Genomic DNA, 17,672 nt, shown 5'->3' on the forward strand with positions numbered 1-17,672 from the left:
CATGGACGGAGCCACGCCTTCATCCCGCGTCAATTGTTGTGACGCTCATCGAGAGAACGGCAGCCGCGCGCCACTCATGCACGCAACCCATGGCAATGCCCCGCTACTCTTTAAACGGCATGACGGTTGCGTAATGAAACAGGAATGTTTTTCCGTCGCGCCAAACTTGCGCGAATCTGACATTCCGAGCGACGCCGGCAGAATGCGTTGCCAACGTGCCGACGCACCGCGCCATGAATGCCCTCTTCAGCCCCCTGATTCGGTCATGACCCCTGCGCGAATCGTGAAGGGCGAAACGATTCGGGTCAAGGCGCTTTCCGCACTTCGATGCCGCCTTGATCGGCCGGTAGTAAATCGTTCGACGTGCCCTCCCGAACCAACGGCAAAGCTCGAACCTGGACACCACCACGCCTTGTGCGGCCCTTGCTGATCGTGACCATCAGATCTCGCCTTCACCAACATCAAACCCATAGCGACTTCAGCAACCGCTGGCCATCCTTTTTCCACGACGATCGCGGCCTGTCCGTGGGCGCCTGCTCGATCGACTGGGAATTGATGCGGTCTATGGCCCTGCCGAGGTCAAGCCATATTTGGCGGCATGTGCGGCAATGTTCGGATTAATGGCGCGGGCGGCGGCCAGATCGGCGTTGCCGGCATCGGCCTGGCCGCTGCGAATTTCCGCCAAGCCAAGGCCATAGCGCGACCACGCCGAACGCGGCATTTGCGCGACGGCCTGCTGGTAGGCTTTGATCGAATCGGAATAATGTCCCAGCCGCAACTGCACCAGGCCAAGGCTGTCGAGGTAGGCCGGGTTTTCACCATCGCGCTTGATCGCCTTGCGGCAGTCATGCAACGCATCGTCGAGCATCTGGTTGGTCAAGCCGCGTGCCCAGCAGCGCTCGTTGAGCGCCGAACCAAGCGTGGCGTCATTGTCATGCAGGCGAATCCAATCATCGAGCAACGGCAGCGCCGCCGCCGGTTGATCGAGTTCGATATACATCGTGGCGATCGAACGGGCCTGCGGAGATCCGGCAGGCGCCAATGTACTCGCCGCAGTTATGTCGGCCGCCGCGCCCGTGCGGTCTTTGTGCATGACATGAAGCCTTGCGCGCAGCAGCAACGCTTCGAGGTTCTTCGGATCCAGGCCCAAGGACTTGTCCAGGTCGGTAAGCGCCGCGTCGGACTGTTTGTCCGCCCACAGTGCCTTCGCGCGGGCAACATAGTAATCGGCTTGCTCGGGCGCCAAACGAATCGCCTCGTTCAAATCGGCTATGGCAGCCTTCGGTTCACCGCGAGATAGCGAGGCTTCGCCACGCAGCGCGTAATCGGGCGCGGTCTTGGGTGCCGTGCCGTCGTTGTCGGCAGCAGCGCCGGCGCCGGGTTTGTCGCTATCGCCGGTCGCTCTGGCAAAGGCAAACACGCGGCCACCGTTATAGGTGAAATAAGCTTTTCGCTGGCTGTTGGCGATGAACATATGGTGGGCGAGGATGTAATCCAGGCCAAGCAACATGTCGGTCCTGCCGTCGCCAAGCGTTCCGTCGATGACCTGCACCTGGCTGTGCTGGATGGTTTCCGTGCCGACTGTAAATGAATCGATGGGCACGATCCATGCCCTGACCAACTTGGCGCCAAAGCCAAAACTGGTGAAGCTCCGCTTTACGTCCAGCGCATCGAGGTCGATGCCGGCGCGTTCAGCGGCGTGGCGGGTCAGCAAGGTAGCATAGGCTCCCGAGTCGAGCAGCGCCCGCATCTGCTTGCCGTTTACCGTCACCTTGATAAAAGTACGTCGATCGCTTTGCCTGTCGGATGGATCGAGATCGGCCATGAAGTAATTTCTACCCGTGGACCAATACGCAAGCGCCCGCTTGTCGCAGCCCTCCACCTGGAACAGCGTCAATTTGCCATGCGCCATGTCGATTTCCAGATCGGCCAAATCAAGCAGGTTGGCGCCCAGCAATCCATAGCCCGCGTCGGTACCGCCGACCAGGAAATCGATGTTCTTGAGTGTCGTGCCAAGGATGCCGAATTCCTTCACGCGCGTGTACTGGACGTCCGCAGTACCTCCGATACCGCTAATGCGAAAACCGAATGGCATGGCTCGCAGCCTGAGTCCCAGCGACGACGCGGCGGCATTCGACATGATGTTGAAGAAAGCCCCTGTATCGAGGGCGAAGCGTGTATCGCTCCCGTTGATCTTCACCATGGTCGTGGCGCGCCCGCCGTCCATGTCCACGGGCAGGGTGCCATAACGTTCCAGTTGGCAGCTGTCGGCCCAGGCCTGGCTTGCAAGCAAAAGGCCGATGCCCAGGCAGCACAAACGCAACATCTTCATCGCCCATGCATCTGCGATGGCTCGTATGGCACAGATCATAGCTTCCCCTGAAAAATACCCTGCCGGTCGCAGCTTGCCTGAGGTCCGCCATGTCTCAAAAGCGGAAATCGACTTAACTGCCTCTATCCTAATTTATCCAGATCGCACGAGGGGGCCGATGATCGAACGCCCGGCCCGCTGTCCTGCACGGGCTTCAGCAAGATCTGGCTGCCGATGAATCATAGGTCCATGCCTGGCCAATTTCAGCAACGGCAAGCCTCCTGCTGATCACCGGGTCACCGATCGCAAGTTGCTACGGCAACTGACTTGTCCTTGTCTCAAATTCGTCACGTGTTGCTGCTCCCATGGCCGCTTTAAACGCACAGGAGGGCAAGGCCATGGTAGTGAAGACGAAGAAACTTATCGCCGCGTCAATCGTCGCTATGGGCATCTGCGCAGGTGTGCACGCGCAAACCTCGCGCCCAGCCTGGGTCGTCAACGACGTCTATACCTACAACGAGCCCTATGCGGCGACGGATAGCGCCGATCTGGCGACGAAGATGCAACTGATGAGTACCAGCGCGTTCTATTTTTTCCGCGGCACTGCCGACATCTTCTATCAAGACATGAATACCTGGCCGGCATCCAACTATATAAGCGCCGAGACCGGCCTTACCTGGCTTCCCGGCGATGCCCACCTGGATAACTTCGGTGCGATGCAGGACAGCGCCGGCAATTATGTTTTTGCATCGAATGATTTCGACGAGGCGCATCTTGGTCAATACGTATGGGATTTAAGGCGCGCGGCGGTGAGCATTGTGCTTGCCGGCCAGGAAAATGGCCTGTCGACCAGCCAGATCACCAAGGCGATTGATACCTTCGTCGCCGCTTACGTCTCGCAGATGAATGGCTTTGCGCAGAACAATGGACAAGCAACGTTCCAGCTCACCACCAGCAATACCAGCGGTGTCGTCAAGGACCTGATCCAGGATTCGGAAGGCGACTCCCAGTCAAGCTTCCTGTCCAAGTACACGAGCACCAAGAATAGTGTGCGCAGCTTCCAGACCACGTCGGATCTGGTGGCGGTGAACAGCGCCACCTATACGGCCATCGCCAACGCAGTTGCGAACTATATACAGACACTCCCGTCCACCACCAAGAACGGTGCCAGCTACTACAGCGTCGAAGATATTCGCCAAAAGCTCGGTTCAGGCTGCGGCAGTCTGGGCAAGCTGCGTTACTGGGTACTGATCGAGGGCCCGGGCACGTCCGACAAGGACGATGTAATACTTGAACTGAAACAGGAAGCCACCAGCAACGTAGCGCTCGCTTCGCCGGGCAGCATGCCGGCCACCGACTACGGTTCCCATGAAGGCGAACGTGTCGCGATAAGCCAGCTTGGCATGCTTGAGAATCCCGACCCGCTGGCGGGCTGGACCACGATCAACAACGTGCCGTACTACGTTCATCAGAAATCTCCTTACGAGGAAGACTTCGACTACACCCAACTCACCAGCAGCTCAAAATTCGACACCGCCATGACCTATTTCGGCCAGGCATTGGCGAGCGCGCATGCGCGCGCCGACCAGGCTTACGACGCAGCGATCGTTCCTTACGATACCCCCATGCAAATCAGTGCCGTGGCCAACAGCAGCGGTTTGCAAACGGAGATCTCGAGCTTCGCCTTCAGCTATGCCCAGCAGGTAAACCTTGATTGGCAGGCATTCGTGGCTGCGTATAACGCGGGTACTCCGCTTTATTGATCCAGGCGTTTTCGGCTCAAACGCATGGCCTGGGCGAACCTCGCCCAGGCCATGCCTGCGCCACATGCCGATAGCGCACTCGCCTCCCTTGCCGGCGCCGGCCAGGCCCTGCAGTCCCTGGCGCGGAACGTGGTAGCAAGAAATCGACAGCTGGAGAGTGTTCCTATGCCAGACGCTCAGTCGACCTGTTTGCGAAGCCAGCTGCGGAACGCCTGCCGCGGGTTGAAGCAAACGTCCCTCAGGCATCCGCCTTGCCGACACGCGCCATCAGTTGCTCAAGATGGGAGAGGAATAGCTGGAGAATCGGTGACCGATTCGATGCGCTGTAGCCCACGACCAGGTCGATCGTGGGGGCGTCGTCCGCCAGCGGACGACTGACCACCGACCATGGCATGAGAGGCTCTACATAAGACGGTATGAGCGCGATACCGCGCGTGGACGCCACCAGGGACATGACCATCGCGGGATTGTCCACCAGCTGGGTGGGCGTGATCTGGACTCCTGCACGTTCGAGGTATTGGTCGATGACCGAACGCAGCACCTTCGCCTTGTTCGCCATGGCGATATAAGGCAGGCCGATGAGATCCTTGGCACGCACGGCGGTGCGCGTCGCTAGTGGATGATCGCTAGGCATCAGGGCCACCAGCGGTTCTTGCCGGACACGCTGGTAGATCAGGTCCACATCCGGTTCGGCACGCATGAAGGCAACGTCCAGCCGGCCGCGCGCCACCGCTTCGCCAAGGTCGGGCGAATAATCGCTGGATACCGTTACATCGATATTCGGCAGTTCCGCGCGAAGCACGTGCATGGCCTCTGGCAGCCATGTCATTTCCTGACCGGTCAGAAATCCCATGCTGAAACGCTGCTTGGCGGGTTGCGCGGCACGTCGGGCGGCCTCCATCGCGGCCTCCACCTGATTGAGCGCCAGCCGCGCGTGATCCAGAAAGGCCTTGCCGGCATCCGTCAGCGTGACACCGCGCGCACTTCGGCTGAGCAATGGCGTGCCGACCTGGTCTTCGAGGTCCTTGATCTGGCGACTCAACGACGGCTGCGAGGTGTAGAGCTTTTTTTCGGCGGCCACCGTAAGGCTGCCCGTCTCGGCGATGGCAACGAAATACCGAAGATGGCGAAGCTCCACGACGCCCCCACTCGCCCATGCCTCCCGGGCATGGGGCGGAGCTTACAAAGTCTTATTCAAAAGCGCCAGACAAGCTTAAATTTCGCGTCACCAAGCAACAAACGGCCCCAGGCCATACCTGGAAGGCCTTTCCAGGAGAGCTCGAGCATGAATCAGCAAGTGCACGTCCCCGCCCGTACCATCAAGCAACCGGGGCCGGATCATCCCATCGCCATCGTGCAGCATTCCCGCCGGGTCGTGGTCACCGTCGCAGGCCGGGTAGTTGCGGATACGCGGCGCGCCTTGACACTCCGCGAGGCCAGCTATCCGGCTGTCCAATACATCCCGCGTGATGATGTCGACATGTCCCTGCTCATTCGCTCCGATCGCAGCACGTACTGTCCGTACAAAGGCGAATGCAACTACTACAGCATCCCGTCCGGTGGCGAGCAATCGCTCCATGCGGTATGGACCTACGAAGATCCCTATCCCGCCGTCGCCGCCATCAAGAACCACGTCGCGTTCTATCCAGACCGCGTCGATGCGATCGAAGAGATCGCGTAAAGCCACTCCTCCACAACCGGACTTTTCGCTATGACCAATCTCACTGGCAAGACCGCCCTGGTAACCGGGGCTTCCCGCGGTATCGGCCGTGCCGCGGCTCTCGCCCTCGCCAAGGCGGGCGCGCAGGTGATCGTCCACTATGGCAACGCGCAGAAGGAAGCCGATGCCGTCGTAAAGGAAATCATTGCCGCCGGTGGCCGCGCGCAAAAGGTAGCGGCTGACTTGGGCAAGCCCCACGGCGCGCACGAACTGGCCAGACAGGTTCGCGACATTGTCGGCGATCGGCTGGACATTCTCATCGCCAACGCCGGCATCTCCAAAGCGGCATCGATCGAAGAACTCACCGTCGACGACTTCGATCAGCTGTTCGCCGTGAATGTCCGCGCGCCCTACTTCCTGGTGCAGCAGCTGCTGCCGACCCTGTGCAAGGGCAGCACGATCATTTTCACTTCATCACTGGTGGCACGCGCCGTGGCCGGCTCGCTCTCTGCCTACGCGGCAACCAAGGGCGCCGTCGACACGCTGGTGAAGCATTTTGCCGCCGCCCTGGGCGAGCGCGGCATTCGCGTCAATGCGGTAGCCCCGGGCGTGGTCGATACCGACATGTCCAATTTCACCAAGACCGAAGAAGGTCGCGACCGCGCCTTGTCCATGCAGGCACTCAAGCGCCTCGCGACGCCCGAGGATATTGCCGACGCCATGGTGTTTCTTGCCTCCGACAAGGCGCGCTGGATGACCGGCGAGACCATGCGGGTCGACGGCGGCTCCAAGCTTTGATTCTCGCCACTGGCACCCTTGCGCACGCATCAGTCGGCAAACGAAGCAACCCATAGTTCACGAACGTTTGAATGTTCCCAGTTGGACGAACCCCTTTCATCTACCCAGAAACCCAAGGAAATCCCATGTCCAAGTTAGCCCGGAAAGTTGCCCTGGTTACCGGTGGTTCGCGTGGCATCGGCGCGGCGATCGCCAAGCGCCTGGCCGCCGATGGCGCGAGCGTCGCCATCACTTACGCGAAAGACGCCACCATGGCATCGGCCGTCGTCCAGGCGATTGAAGCCAAGGGCGGAAAAGCGCTGGCGATTCAGGCAGACGCTGCCAACGTCGACGCCGTGAAGAACGCCGTGGAAAAAGCGGTAGCCGCCTTCGGCCAGCTCGACGTGCTGGTGAACAATGCCGGCACCGCCATCCCCAAACCGTTCGAAGAAACCACGCTCGACGAGTTGAATCGTGTCATCGACATCAACGTTCGCGGTGTCTTCGTAACGACGCAGGCAGCGTTGAAGCACATGAATGACAATGGCCGCATCATCATGATCGGTTCGTCCGTGGGCGAACGAGTGCTTACGCCCGGCCTCGTGCCGTACTCGGCGACGAAAGGCGCGGTAAAGATGTTTACCCAGGGCTTGTCCAGGGAAGTGGGAAGCCGCGGCATCACCGTCAACAACGTGCAGCCCGGCCCGATCGATACGGATTTGAATCCCGCCGCAGGCGATTGGGCGGTACCGCAAAAGGCGGCCACTGCGCTCAACCGCTATGGCCGGGTGGATGAAGTGGCCGCGCTGGTGGCGTTCGTCGCCAGCCCCGAGGCTTCCTACATCACCGGGGCGAATCTGACGGTCGACGGCGGCACCAATGCCTGAGCGCAGGCTCATGCGTCTTTGGATCTGAACCTGCTTGAGAATCGGCAAGCCGCCGATGCCGCTCTCAAGCAGGACGGCCGGCACAAAACCAACCAGACAAAAAGACCAAGGCTGAAAAACTCATTGGCGACTTTCCTCCGCCCCACCACAGAACGAGCTTATGATGCTCCTCGATCGAGATCATGCGGACAGGCAGCCTTACGCTAGGCGTGATCGATCAATGTGGTAAGCGCCATGTGCGTCAACGCTAAATCGGGGAGTGCGTCAGCGCTGCGACCGAAACCGCCATTGCCCGTTTGGCAGCTCAATATAAAAGCGGTAGCTGCTTGCGCATACGGAACGGGCATGTCCATGCGAGAACAACTAATCACACCCGCACACGTGGTTTCCAAATTCGGGGAAAGCGCACCTGCCGTAAGTCGAAAGCCAAAATTGGGCTCGGCCATGACTCGCACGAAATCCATCGTGCGAGACGCGATCGGGCGATTGCAGAGCTTCAACACGCCAATAGCCGCTTCCGTGTCTAGCACGTTGGGCGGCGTGCCATAACCGCCTTTCTCGCCTTCGCAGTTCAGCAGTGCCTGGATTATCTCATCCACCTCGAAAGGCATTTCGAAGTGCTGCTTCAACCAAAGGGTGCAACGCAATCGCTGCAGGCTCAAGGTAAGCGACGCATGGACAGCCGGATCGTGCCGGCGGATCTGCAACGAGCCAATTGCCCACCGTACGTCTGCGGCCATGGGATCGGCCACTCCTAGCACGCCGAGCGCCCGTACCCGGTAATACAGCGCAAAGGGTTGAGGTTCGACGGGCTGGGCGATGACAAAGGCTGCGTGACTATCGCCCTGCCATGGAACAGCACCCAAAGTACTCAGCGCGGCGAGGCCATGCCATGTATCGGCCAAGCTTGGTTCTTCCAGGTAGTAGCCGCGATAGAAGCAAAAGCCGCCATTTGGCGATTGCTTCTCAAGCACATAGGCCTGCGCTCGCGCTAACGCACTGGCGACCGCTTCGTCTGGGACTCTCATAGAAGCGGCCGGCATCATAAATTAGCCCCGCCGAATGGGACTGCCGTAGAAATAAAGAGGGATGCAACGAACCGGCGCTCGAGCATGGACATGAAATCACTCCTGGCTATAGGGCAACAAAGAAGCCAACAGGAGTCATTAGCCCAACGGGCGGTTCAGGTGAACTCCATCACCTGCGCCATAACGTAGCACGCCCGCGCATGGCAGGAAACCGGTCTATTCCTCTCGCGGGCATTCGTTACCCGCCGTGGAAATTCCGCCCCGAACAGAGGCCAGCGGCCTGGCAAGCGCAGCGCTTTGATCTTTTCGCGACAGGCACAAGCCAGTACACCCGCGGGCAGTCCTCGATGAGGCAGCGGCCAATCCGGATACAACGCCCAGTGAGGGATCGCCAGCGACAACAGCGACACCAGGAAAGCTGGCGCGCACACTTTCCTGCAGCAGTGGCGAGCGAGAGCTGCCGCCGGTCAAGAAAATACTGCGTGGCATCTCCACCATCCCATCCCTTGCTTGCGCAAGGAGTCGCCGCAAACGCTGCAGAAAGTCTTCCGCAGCCAACAAAAGATCAGGCTGTCCGACTTCTATGGTCAGGCCTTTCTCAATAAATGCGAGATCCACACCTGCGCGCGCCTGGGCGCCAAGCTCAATCTTGATGCGCTCAGCCAGTCGATTGAGGCGCGTGGTGGCACCTAGTTGCTGGAGCGAGCGTAATCGCGAACCGAACGGTTCGTCCACCAGGCGGTAGTTTTGGCGTCGGAATTCACGCTGCTTGGGAAGAATATGGACGCTGGCAGCTTCAACGAAGTGATGCACGGGAACCGGTGACACATCCTTACCCAAATGCGGCATGAAACTGTGGAGGCTGACGCCTATATCCAAGTCCGTTCCACCCTTGGGCAAGCCCCAACTGTGGTGAATGACAGGCTCCAAACCACCACCAAGCTCGGCATAAGCGACGTCCGTCGTGCCACCACCGATGTCGACAATTAATGCAAGCTGCCGCTCCGGCAAGCTCATGTGATAGTGCATGGCTGCGGCAGCCGGTTCTTCCAGGAACGACACTTCGTCAAAACCAGCAATCGTTGCCGCTTCGCGTAACAGTTCCAACGCCTGCTCGCCTCCGGCCGGCCCCATGGAACTTCGAAACTCCACGGGACGCCCGATGACCGCGCCACGCACGGGCACGCCCAATTGGCGCGTAGCGGTGAGACGGATATGCTCGAGAATATGCGCGGCAATGCTGACGATGATCCGACGCACCGGCGGGTCGAGCCGGTAGCCAAGCATCGATTTTGGCGACTCGATCAAGTGCCCGGTGCCTTCCACCAAATACGCCTCGACCGCATCTTCACCGAACAGCGCATCCTGAAAACTGGCAATCGATGCGGCGGCTACGCGCGTCTGCTCCTCCATCCATTGACGACGCACCACGCGAATCGCATCACGGCAACGTTGCGCCTCTGAGACCTGCGGATGTTCGCGGCGCATGCTTAGGAGAAGCGTGTCCACTTGTGCTTCGAGCGCCGGGGTCAACCTGAAATCATCCGGATTCGGCACCACTTCGGGAAAGAAAACGGCAGTACGGAATTGATAGGCATCGCCGAACTGAATGAGCGTCAATTCCCCGTTGACCATGGCGGCGGCAGCGGAGTAGCTAGTTCCGAAATCGATTCCGATACGCATGAAGACACCCAGATCTAAAAAAAAGCCGAATGCAGCCGCGCATTATGACATCCTGACGCCCGAGCCCGAATACCGCTTTCCTAGAAAGCTTGCTGCGGCCAGGCAGGCCGCGTTATCGTGTAGCAAGGGAGATGGCATTCCTCCCCGCACCACGAACCGCCCCCTCGGCTGATGATGCCTACCGACCGCGTCTCTCGTGTGTCGGCCATGTATGGGTGGCTGGCATACGGAACGCCGATCGACAGGCATCGATCACCGTGGCGTCGCCGTTTCTTGCGGACTGACCCAAGGCGCGCTGCCTTGCCTGGTGCGCCACCAGGCCGATCGATGGGCCATGGCGTCTTTTTGCGGTTCATGCATGTCTTCTCCCCCGTCAGCTTCCGCCATCTGGCATACCTATCGCCGACTGCTCCGGTATAGCGCCGCGCATGGCCGTATGGCTGCCGTGGCAGTTTTTGCCATGATCGTCGACGCATCCTGTATGACACTGTTTGCCAAACTGATCAGACCATTGCTGGACCGCCTGTTCATCGACAAGAATCCGTCGATGATCTTCTGGATGCCGATATGGATTATCGGCATTTTCGTCTTGCGCAGCTTTGCGTCGTTTGCGAGTGATTACGCCATGGCTTACGTCGGACGCGGCGTGGTCTATGCGATGCGCAATGACGTTTTCAGAGCCTATCTGTATACGCGCGTGGATGTCTGTACTGCCGAGGGCAATGGCATGCAGATCGCGCGCATCACGTACACTTGCGAACAAGTAGCGCAGGCAGCAACTGACGCGGTGAAAACCGTCTTGATTGACGGCATGACTACGATCGGTCTCGTCGCCGTCATGATCTATTACAGCCCGGAACTCGCACTGGCGCTATTAGTCATGGTTCCCAGCATTGCGTTAATCGCCACACGGGTGAGCCTCTCCTATCGCAAGATCAGCCAGCGCCTTCAAATTGCCATGGGGGGCGTCACGGCCATCGTGTCCAGCGCGGTGACCAGTTTCCGCGAAATCAAAACCTATGGCGCTCAGTCCTACGAAAAAAAAAGGTTTTATGAGATCAGCGAGCGAACACAGCGGCTCAATCTCAAGGTGATCGCTACCAACGCGCTTGCGACATCGCTCGTGCAATGCGTAGCGGCTTGTGCATTGGCGCTATTGATCTTTCTTGCCACGCAGCCCGCACTCCTCGACTCTGTGACACCCGGCACTTTTTTCGCGGTATTGATGGCCATGGGCGGCATTCTGCCATCGCTTAAGCACCTGACCGGCGTGCAGTCGAACGTTCAACGCGGTGTGGTGGCTGCCGAAGACTTATTCGCGGCGATAGATGTTCCCGCGGAGCCCGATCATGGTAAGCAAGTCGCCCGCAAAGTTCGTGGCGAACTGCATTTCAAGCATGTGCAATTTACTTACCCCAATGTCCCCATGGCTGCCTTGAGCGACATCACTCTGCACTGTAAACCCGGCACCATGACTGCATTAGTAGGACGTTCTGGCAGCGGCAAGAGCACCCTTTCAAGCTTATTGCCGCGTTTCCACGATCCGAGCAAAGGCAGCATCACGCTGGATGGCATCGAACTTCGCGACTACACCCTTGCTTCGTTGCGGCAGCAGATGGCCTGGGTGGGCCAGTCCGTGGTCCTCTTCGATGATACGGTGGCAGCCAACATCGCCTATGGCGAATTAAGCGGAGCTAGCGAAGCCGCCATCCGGGATGCGGCCGACGCGGCCAATGCGCTGGCTTTCATCGAACGCCTGCCGCATGGGTTGCATACTCGCATAGGCCAGGACGGCGAGTTACTTTCCGGCGGACAACGACAACGCATTGCCATTGCGCGTGCCATCCTCAAGGACGCACCGATACTGATCATGGACGAAGCGACCTCGGCGCTCGACGTCGAATCGGAACGATTGATCCAGGACGCACTCCTGCGCCTGATGCGCAACCGCACTACGCTGGTCATTGCACATCGTCTCTCGACAATCCAACATGCCGACCACATTGTCATGCTCGATCAGGGCAGGATCATCGAACATGGCACCCATACGGAGTTGCTGGATGCCGGCGGCGCCTATGCCATGCTTTATCGGCTGCAATTTTCATGAAACGAACGCCTCGGCTTCATGCGGAACCATGGCCGGAAGTGCCTGATTTGGCTTGAAGACAAGGCGCTGTTCCAGTATGTTTTCCCCGGGAGATGGCATTCCTCCCCGCACGATCAACCGCCGCAAGGCTAATGATGCCTACCCAATGCGCCATCCGGCTCGCGATGGTTGGGTAGGCGTGACTTTCCTCCCAAGTCCGACCCGGAGCGCGCTTTGACAGGTTGCGCTGCGGAGATCGTCATGAGCGACAAAAGCTGCCTTGACCCGATTCGGAAAACCAACGGCGGGCATTGCCATTTGCCTCGTCCAGTCGCGGGCATCGACCGTCCTCGAACGACGATTCCGAGCCATGGCTAGTCGGTTCCTGGTTGTCTACGATGGTTCGGCAAGCACTCGCAAGGCAGTCGAACATGCATTGCAACTCAGCCTGGAAGTGCATGCGAGCCTCTTCGTGCTGGCCATTCGATCGGATCCGGCGGCATCGCCCATTGCAGTGGGCCATCGACTGACCAGGGACCTGACGGCATTTGCGCAACGTGGCGTGCGGATGGGTACCGAGGTAGATGCCAGCTACCTGGATGCGCCCACGACGGACCTGATCCAGCAGGTGCTGCTGGCTCACGGCATCGACCGCGTTGTCATAGCGCGACCGGAAGCGGACGATGAATCGCCGGCTACCGCCATGATGCTGCATGCCCTGGGACAAGGTTGTCCGGTTCCAGTGACCGTCATCGGATGAAGCCATGGCCATGACCTCGCGACCGAATATCCAGCCATCAAATCGGACAGAAGAAGCGCGACGCCTGCTGATGGATGCTATCAGGCAATTGCCGCTCGCGTCGCATTTCAGCCGCGCCACGCTCAAGGCGGCCGAGGCATTGGCGCCTCGTAGCAAGGATTGGCAAAAACCATTGGCGTGGTTTCAACCCGATGGCAGCCAGGCCCAGGCGCTGCAGTGCGCGGTTATCGATAGCGACGGCACCCTTCAATGCGTCACCGTCTATCTGTTCACGCTATTCGGTCAAGGCATGCTCGAGTCCCAATGCAGTTGCAACCAACCGCAATGCCTGCACGCTGCCGCGATGCTGATACGTTTGCAGCAGCTGCTCGACTGGCCCCGGGCCATGACCCCGCTGCAGCGCTGGCAGCAAAATATCGGGACGCTGCACGAACTGCCGCCACCCCAAATCGAGCCGAGCGTGGGACGGGAATCGTGGCAGCTGGTATGCGTGTTACAGCCCGATAACGACCGCTCCCCGGCGAAGCTGGCCGTGCAATTGATGCTGACTCACGGCTCGGACTCCCAGCGCTGGCTATCTGCCGAACAACCGCGCGCGCAGCCGCACTTGTCGCGACAAGCGATGCTGTGGCAGTCGCAGCTGGCCATGACGCAAAAAAAACGACGCCCGAACGAGCCGTCCTATCTCCTGCACGGCCATGGCGGCGCCAATTTATTGAGCGAGTTTCTACAGGCCGGCATTTGCCGCCATACCCACACGCTGCAGGACATCCGGGCGGGGGAGCCGCGGCAGCCCCACTGGCAATGGACGCATGACACACAAGCCCGCGCGCGGATCGCGTTGCGATGGCCCGACTCGCCGGAGGTGCAACTGATCGAGCTGGACGGACTGCATTACCTTGATCTTGCGGCAGGCGAATTCGGGACATTGGATCTCTCGCGCACTACGTGGGAAATCGTCCAGCACATGCCTGCCGTACCACCCGCCGAAGCCATCGCCTTGGCTGAGGCGTGGCCGCCGCATCCGCTGCTGGCCTCGGTACCGCCACCGCCGACACCGCCGCCTGCGCGTCCGGTCAATGCGGCGTTGCGCCCGGTCGCGGTCATCGGCGCTTCCCGGCACGAACAACGGGGTGACTACGCTTTTTACGTGCACATCTATGCTGACTATGGCGGCCATCGATTGCCGCTTGCCGATGAGGCTTACCAGCAGGAAGTCATACGGCAATCGGGTCGTGGGTATGTCCTTATCCAACGCAACGTTGCTCAGGAAACGCTTGCGCGCCGCGCATTGGAAAAGGCCGACATCGTCGATATTGCCTCGCTGCTGCCGGATGCGCGCCGCAAGTTGACGCCTGCACCGGACGCTCATGCGTTCGTGCATCGGGAACATTGCCTGGGCGCCGCCGAGACCTTTGCCGCGCTGGAAACGGTGTTGCAATCGCTCACGGACGCCGGCTACGTGATCGAATATGATCCGGAACTGCCCTTTACCGTATTGCCGCGGGAAACAAGGCTGAAGGCGGTCTTGGACCAAGGCAAACGTCCAGGCTGGACGCAATTCGAGCTTGCCGCCACGATCGATGGCGAGCAACTGGATGTATTGCCGATCGTGCTGGGCGGCCTTTCGCGCCGCGCCTTTTCGCTGGCACCCACGCCTGGCGAACCCACCGATGCGCATTGGCTTGCTCCTGTCGGCAACCAGCGCTGGTTGCCGTTGCCGCTGAAACAATTGCGCGAATGGATCGGCCCTCTCGTAGAGTGCCTGGATCGTCCGCTGCGGAGCGATCAGCGCCATATCGACGTATCACGCTCGCAAGCGATGGCGTTAAGCGGCTGCCTCCAGCATCAGGGCATTGCCGTTGAAGGCAGTCAGGCGGCCAGCATTGCCGAGACACTCGCTGCGTTGCGCGCTGCGGCACAGATGGCTCCCACGATAACCTTGCCCGATGCCTTTCATGGCACCTTGCGTGGCTATCAGCGGGAAGGCCTGCAATGGCTGCAAGCGTTGCGTCAAGGTCAACTGGGCGGCGTGCTTGCCGACGACATGGGATTGGGCAAAACGGTGCAGATCATTGCCCACCTCTTGCTCGAGCAAGAGGCTGGCCGGCTCGAACATCCGGCCCTGATTGTCGCGCCCACCAGCCTGGTCTTCAACTGGCTGGATGAAGTGGCGCGTTTTGCCCCGGTACTGCGCTGCGTGAACTTTACCGGCCCGTCGCGCGCTGCGCTGCGCAACCAATTGAAGGATGCCCATGTCATCGTTACCAGCTATGCGCTGCTGGTCAACGACCTGTCGGTGTGGGAAAACATCGACTATGCGATGCTCGTACTCGATGAAGCACAGTGGATCAAGAATCCGCTGACACAGACCGCACGGGCCGTGCGGCTGTTACGAGCCAAGCATCGGCTGGCAGTCACCGGCACGCCTCTGGAAAACCACCTGGGCGAACTGTGGGCGCACTTCGATGCGGTGCTGCCTGGATACCTGGGCGACTATCGTTCGTTCAATCGCAGTTTCCGCCAACCGATCGAACAGCAGGAGGACGATGCGCGTAAAGCGATACTTCGCCAACGCATCGCGCCATTCCTGTTGCGACGTAGCAAGGCGGCCGTCGCACCCGAGTTACCGCCCAAGACCGAGACGGTGCTGCGTGTCGCCATGGGCGAGTCACAACGTCGGCTCTATGAATCGCTACGCCTGGCGCAAAATGAGCGGGTCCGCGAGGCCCTGTCCAGCTACAACAACGAACAATCGCGGATTGTGGTGCTATCCGCCCTGCTCCGCTTGCGTCAGGTATGTTGCGACCCGCGCTTACTCGACAACCTGGACGATCCACCGGAGTCGGCCAAGCTCGAAGCACTGTTGGAGCTGATCCAGTCACTACGCGAGGAAGGCCGCCAGGTGCTGGTCTTCAGTCAGTTCACTTCCATGCTTACACTGATTACCGCAGCGCTGGACAAAGCCGAGCTCGGCCATGCCGTACTGACCGGCGACACTGCCGACCGCGCAAAGCCTGTGCGTGACTTCCAGTCCGGTGCATCCCCCATCTTGTTGGCCAGCCTGAAGGCGGGCGGCGTGGGACTCAACCTGACGGCAGCTGATGCCGTGATTCACTACGATCCCTGGTGGAATCCGGCAGTCGAGATGCAAGCGGTCGACCGCGCGCATCGGCTAGGGCGTGAGCATCCCGTATTCGTCTACAAGCTATTGTGCGACGACACCATCGAAGAAAAGATCGAAGCCATGAAAGACCAGAAGAGCGACCTGGCCGGAGCGATGCTGGGTGACGCCGCATCGCCCTTGTCAAGGTTGAGCGGCAACGAACTTCGCCAATTGTTCGACCTGCCATCGTTGTGATGGCCTGAATTTTTACTAACGGAGCGAAACCCATGCGGATCACCCATATTGACGCGATCGAAGTCCTCGATTCTCGCGGCAACCCCACCGTCGAGGCCGCATTGCAGCTGGAAGACGGTTCCGAAGGCCGTGCCATGACGCCGTCCGGCGCTTCCACGGGCATGCACGAAGCCGCGGAATTACGCGATGGCGACTCGCATCGCTATGGCGGCAAGGGTGTACAAAAAGCCGTGGCGGGCATACGCGATGAGATTGCCGGTGCCCTGGCGAACAAGGACCCAGGCGAACAGCGCGCGCTCGATCGGCTGCTATGCGAACTCGATGGCACGCCAAACAAGGGCCGGCTCGGCGCCAATGCGATACTCGCCGTATCGATCGCCTACGCCCGTGCGGTGGCCGCGTCGCGCAAGTTGCCGCTGTATCGTCATTTGGGTGGGGACAACGCGGTAACCTTGCCCGTTCCCTGCCTCAACGTCATCAATGGCGGCCGCCATGCGGACAATACTGTCGACTTCCAGGAATTCAAGATCGTTCCGCATCATGCGGCCAGCTTTGCCGAATCGATACGCATGGGCGAGGAAGTCTTTCACGCATTGAAAAAGTTGCTGCAGAAACACGGCCTTTCCACTGGCGTGGGCGACGAAGGTGGCTTCGCCCCCAATTTGCATAGCAACGAACAAGCTATCGAGCTGATCATTGCCGCGATCGAAGCTGCTGGGTACCGTCCAGGAGAACAGGTTGCGCTGGCCCTGGATCCGGCTGCGAGCGAGATGTGGCATCACGGCCGCTATCGCTTCTTCAAGTCGAACCAGTCCGAAATCGATAGCCAAGCCATGACTGCCCTGTGGAGCGACTGGCTGCAGCGTTATCCCATCGTTTTACTGGAAGATCCGCTCTCCGAACATGACTGGGATGGATGGAGCGAGGCAACCCGGCAACTGGGCAATCGCGTGGAACTGGTGGGCGACGACATTTTCTGTACCAATCCGGAGCTACTTCAAAGAGGTATCCGCGAGGGCGTCGCAAACTCCATCCTGATCAAGCCCAATCAGATCGGCACGGTCACCGAGACGCTCGACTGCGTGGAACAAGCGAAAGCAGCCGGCTACGGGTGCTATGTATCGCACCGCTCCGGCGAAACTGAAGACACTTTCATCGCGGATCTGGTGGTGGCGATTGGCTGCGGCCATATCAAAACAGGATCAGGCTGCCGGGGCGAACGAACGGCGAAGTTCAATCGCCTGCTGCGCATTGAGCATGAACTCGGATCGCGCGCCCGCTTTGCCGGTCGCGCAGCTTTCGTGCGCTAGCTGGCCGAGGGTCCCGCAGGCGCTGGATGGTTGCCTGCGGGATCAT

General features: G+C 59.8%; 12 protein-coding genes and 3 riboswitches. Of the genes, 8 read left to right on the forward strand and 4 right to left on the reverse strand.

The annotated features are described in order from the left end of the window. Window positions 1–562: 562 nt before the first annotated feature. Window positions 563–2,332 carry an aspartyl protease family protein gene (locus tag ISP15_RS07445; RefSeq protein WP_404546582.1) on the reverse strand — a complete coding sequence of 590 codons (1,770 nt, stop codon included), beginning with the start codon at window positions 2,330–2,332 and terminating at the stop codon, window positions 563–565. A gap of 377 nt (window positions 2,333–2,709) precedes the next feature. On the opposite strand from ISP15_RS07445, the gene ISP15_RS07450 reads away from it, so the two are divergent. Next, on the forward strand, window positions 2,710–4,074 hold the full coding sequence (locus ISP15_RS07450; protein WP_404546583.1) for a DUF2252 domain-containing protein: 1,365 nt from the start codon (window positions 2,710–2,712) through the stop codon (window positions 4,072–4,074). A gap of 238 nt (window positions 4,075–4,312) precedes the next feature. Here the strand turns inward: ISP15_RS07450 and ISP15_RS07455 are convergent, their stop codons facing one another. Next, window positions 4,313–5,212 (reverse strand): LysR substrate-binding domain-containing protein, encoded by a 900-nt coding sequence (locus ISP15_RS07455; RefSeq protein ID WP_404546584.1) that lies wholly within the window; start codon window positions 5,210–5,212, stop codon window positions 4,313–4,315. Window positions 5,213–5,359: 147 nt separating this feature from the next. Here ISP15_RS07455 and ISP15_RS07460 point away from each other — a divergent pair, with 147 nt between their 5' ends. From ISP15_RS07460 to ISP15_RS07470, 3 genes are all read left to right on the forward strand, one after another. Then, window positions 5,360–5,755, forward strand: coding sequence for a DUF427 domain-containing protein (locus tag ISP15_RS07460; RefSeq protein WP_404546586.1), 396 nt, complete (start codon window positions 5,360–5,362; stop codon window positions 5,753–5,755). A gap of 30 nt (window positions 5,756–5,785) precedes the next feature. Next, window positions 5,786–6,532, forward strand: a complete 747-nt coding sequence (locus ISP15_RS07465; RefSeq protein ID WP_404546588.1) for an SDR family NAD(P)-dependent oxidoreductase — start codon at window positions 5,786–5,788, stop codon at window positions 6,530–6,532. A gap of 125 nt (window positions 6,533–6,657) precedes the next feature. Further along, on the forward strand, window positions 6,658–7,398 hold the full coding sequence (locus ISP15_RS07470; protein WP_404546589.1) for an SDR family NAD(P)-dependent oxidoreductase: 741 nt from the start codon (window positions 6,658–6,660) through the stop codon (window positions 7,396–7,398). Window positions 7,399–7,601: 203 nt separating this feature from the next. Here ISP15_RS07470 and ISP15_RS07475 read toward each other — a convergent pair whose 3' ends face one another. After that, window positions 7,602–8,444 carry a prenyltransferase/squalene oxidase repeat-containing protein gene (locus ISP15_RS07475; RefSeq protein ID WP_404546590.1) on the reverse strand — a complete coding sequence of 281 codons (843 nt, stop codon included), beginning with the start codon at window positions 8,442–8,444 and terminating at the stop codon, window positions 7,602–7,604. Window positions 8,445–8,548: 104 nt separating this feature from the next. Further along, window positions 8,549–8,609: riboswitch (Fluoride riboswitch) on the reverse strand. Window positions 8,610–8,642: 33 nt separating this feature from the next. Further along, window positions 8,643–10,109 (reverse strand): Hsp70 family protein, encoded by a 1,467-nt coding sequence (locus tag ISP15_RS07480; protein ID WP_404546591.1) that lies wholly within the window; start codon window positions 10,107–10,109, stop codon window positions 8,643–8,645. A 118-nt stretch (window positions 10,110–10,227) separates the two neighbouring features. Next, window positions 10,228–10,297: riboswitch (Fluoride riboswitch) on the forward strand. A 170-nt stretch (window positions 10,298–10,467) separates the two neighbouring features. Here ISP15_RS07480 and msbA point away from each other — a divergent pair. The 4 genes from msbA to eno all read left to right on the forward strand — a co-directional run bounded on the left by msbA (window position 10,468) and on the right by eno (window position 17,626). Continuing rightward, window positions 10,468–12,216 carry a lipid A export permease/ATP-binding protein MsbA gene (msbA, locus tag ISP15_RS07485; protein ID WP_404546592.1) on the forward strand — a complete coding sequence of 583 codons (1,749 nt, stop codon included), beginning with the start codon at window positions 10,468–10,470 and terminating at the stop codon, window positions 12,214–12,216. Between the two features lie 79 nt (window positions 12,217–12,295). Continuing rightward, window positions 12,296–12,364, forward strand: a riboswitch (Fluoride riboswitch). Between the two features lie 201 nt (window positions 12,365–12,565). Continuing rightward, window positions 12,566–12,955: a universal stress protein gene (locus ISP15_RS07490; protein WP_404546593.1), complete on the forward strand. Its 390-nt coding sequence runs from the start codon at window positions 12,566–12,568 to the stop codon at window positions 12,953–12,955. Window positions 12,956–12,965: 10 nt separating this feature from the next. After that, a complete protein-coding gene (locus ISP15_RS07495) occupies window positions 12,966–16,316 on the forward strand; it encodes a DEAD/DEAH box helicase (RefSeq protein ID WP_404546594.1) in 3,351 nt (1,116 codons plus the stop codon). A 32-nt stretch (window positions 16,317–16,348) separates the two neighbouring features. Beyond that, window positions 16,349–17,626, forward strand: a complete 1,278-nt coding sequence (eno, locus tag ISP15_RS07500; RefSeq protein ID WP_404546595.1) for a phosphopyruvate hydratase — start codon at window positions 16,349–16,351, stop codon at window positions 17,624–17,626. The last annotated feature ends 46 nt before the right edge of the window (window positions 17,627–17,672 follow it).

Origin of the sequence: Dyella jejuensis (genome assembly GCF_044904675.1) — a bacterium.
Lineage (GTDB): Bacteria > Pseudomonadota > Gammaproteobacteria > Xanthomonadales > Rhodanobacteraceae > Dyella_B > Dyella_B jejuensis.

Coding starts and splice junctions, on each gene's coding strand:
- ISP15_RS07495 (WP_404546594.1), top strand. CDS start 12,966: ATGACCTCGCGACCGAATATCCAGCCATCAAATCGGACAGAAGAAGCG.
- ISP15_RS07475 (WP_404546590.1), bottom strand. CDS start 8,444: ATGATGCCGGCCGCTTCTATGAGAGTCCCAGACGAAGCGGTCGCCAGT.
- ISP15_RS07480 (WP_404546591.1), bottom strand. CDS start 10,109: ATGCGTATCGGAATCGATTTCGGAACTAGCTACTCCGCTGCCGCCGCC.
- msbA (WP_404546592.1), top strand. CDS start 10,468: ATGTCTTCTCCCCCGTCAGCTTCCGCCATCTGGCATACCTATCGCCGA.
- ISP15_RS07470 (WP_404546589.1), top strand. CDS start 6,658: ATGTCCAAGTTAGCCCGGAAAGTTGCCCTGGTTACCGGTGGTTCGCGT.
- ISP15_RS07465 (WP_404546588.1), top strand. CDS start 5,786: ATGACCAATCTCACTGGCAAGACCGCCCTGGTAACCGGGGCTTCCCGC.
- ISP15_RS07445 (WP_404546582.1), bottom strand. CDS start 2,332: ATGAAGATGTTGCGTTTGTGCTGCCTGGGCATCGGCCTTTTGCTTGCA.
- eno (WP_404546595.1), top strand. CDS start 16,349: ATGCGGATCACCCATATTGACGCGATCGAAGTCCTCGATTCTCGCGGC.
- ISP15_RS07490 (WP_404546593.1), top strand. CDS start 12,566: ATGGCTAGTCGGTTCCTGGTTGTCTACGATGGTTCGGCAAGCACTCGC.
- ISP15_RS07460 (WP_404546586.1), top strand. CDS start 5,360: ATGAATCAGCAAGTGCACGTCCCCGCCCGTACCATCAAGCAACCGGGG.
- ISP15_RS07450 (WP_404546583.1), top strand. CDS start 2,710: ATGGTAGTGAAGACGAAGAAACTTATCGCCGCGTCAATCGTCGCTATG.